Origin of the sequence: Kocuria salina (assembly GCF_013368965.1) — a bacterium.
GTDB lineage: Bacteria > Actinomycetota > Actinomycetes > Actinomycetales > Micrococcaceae > Kocuria > Kocuria rosea.
The window spans coordinates 1-1,321 of the sequence record NZ_SSSF01000046.1 but is presented as its reverse complement, the minus strand read 5'-3'; the positions used below and the strand labels follow the sequence as shown (position 1 = coordinate 1,321).

1 protein-coding gene is annotated in these 1,321 nt (G+C 67.7%); it reads left to right on the top strand.

All coding sequences use genetic code 11. The features are described from left to right. Nucleotides 1–228: 228 nt before the first annotated feature. Nucleotides 229–1,308, top strand: coding sequence for an IS110 family transposase (locus E7Z53_RS19850; protein WP_242630586.1), 1,080 nt, complete (start codon nt 229–231; stop codon nt 1,306–1,308). Nucleotides 1,309–1,321: the final 13 nt, after the last annotated feature.

The following is a 1,321-nucleotide window of genomic DNA, read 5'->3' as shown; positions in this document are numbered from 1 at the left end:
TTTCTTCGCGTCAATGTCATCGTAGGAAGTGCCGGCGGGGTTGGCTCGTTTATTCGCTGCCCTCGATCTTGGTGGGCTTGTCCGCGATGTGCCGCCCCGCCGGTCCGGCCGGGCGAGGTCCGGGTGTGGCCTGATAGGAGCGTGCGCTGTTCGGCGTCCGATTGAGGCGTGCCCGCCGGGGGCTCGTCCTGCCCTTCGATCAGGCACGAGGAGCACACGGAGGTAGCCATGGTCACCGTCGTGGGTATCGACACCCACAAGAACACCCACACCCTGGTCGCCGTGGACGGGCTCGGGCGAAGACTCCAGGAGCTCACCGTCGAGGCCCGGCCCAGCGGCCACGAGAAGGTCCTGGCATGGTTGAGCTCCCAGGGCGCGGTGAAGGTAGCGGTGGAGGACTGCCGACATCTCTCCCGCGCCTTGGAAGTTGACTTGCTGCTGGCCGGCCACCAGGTCGTGCGGGTGCACACCCGGTTGATGGCCGGCATGCGCCGCGGGGCCAGGGAACGCGGCAAGTCCGATCCGATCGACGCTGAGGCCGTCGCCCGCGTCGCACTGCGCGAGGATGACCTGCCGACCGCGGTGCTGGCCGGCCCGGAACGCGATCTGAAGCTGCTGGCCGACCACCGCCGGTCCATGGTCGCCCGGCGCTCGGCCCTGCAGTCGAAACTGCGGTGGTTCCTGCACGAGATTGATCCGGCCATCGAGGTCCCTTCCCGGGCCTTGCGCCGCTACTGCGTCCTGAACTCCCTGCAAGAGCAGCTGGCCGGCAGGGACGGGGTGGTCGTCGAGATCGCCGCGGACATGATCGCCGAGATCGTCAGCCTGACCCGGCGGATCAATGAGCTCGAAGCGCGGCTGGGGCGCCTGGTGCGCACCGAGTACCCGCACCTGTTGGCCGTGGACGGTCTCGGGGTGCTCGGTGCGGCGACGATTGTCGGGGAGACTGCCGGGGCGGCGCGCTTCCACTCCAAGGACGCCTTCGCCCGGTTCAATGGCACCGCCCCGATCCCGGTATGGTCCGGCAACCACGAGCGGTTCCGTCTCAACCGCGGCGGCAATCGTACGATCAACACCGCCCTGCACATGGCCGCCGTGACCCAGCAGAGGCTGGGCTACGAAGGAGCGGACTACGTGGCCAAGCAATTGGCCCGCGGCAAGACCCACACCGAAGCAATGCGACTGCTACGACGGAGGATCTCGGACCGAGTCTTCGCCGCTCTGCGCGCCGATGAGAAGGCCAAGGAGTCACCAATCGACCTCAGGCATCGCCCTGGTCCGGAACCAGTTCTCGAGGTTGCGGCTTGACATAGGAGCATCG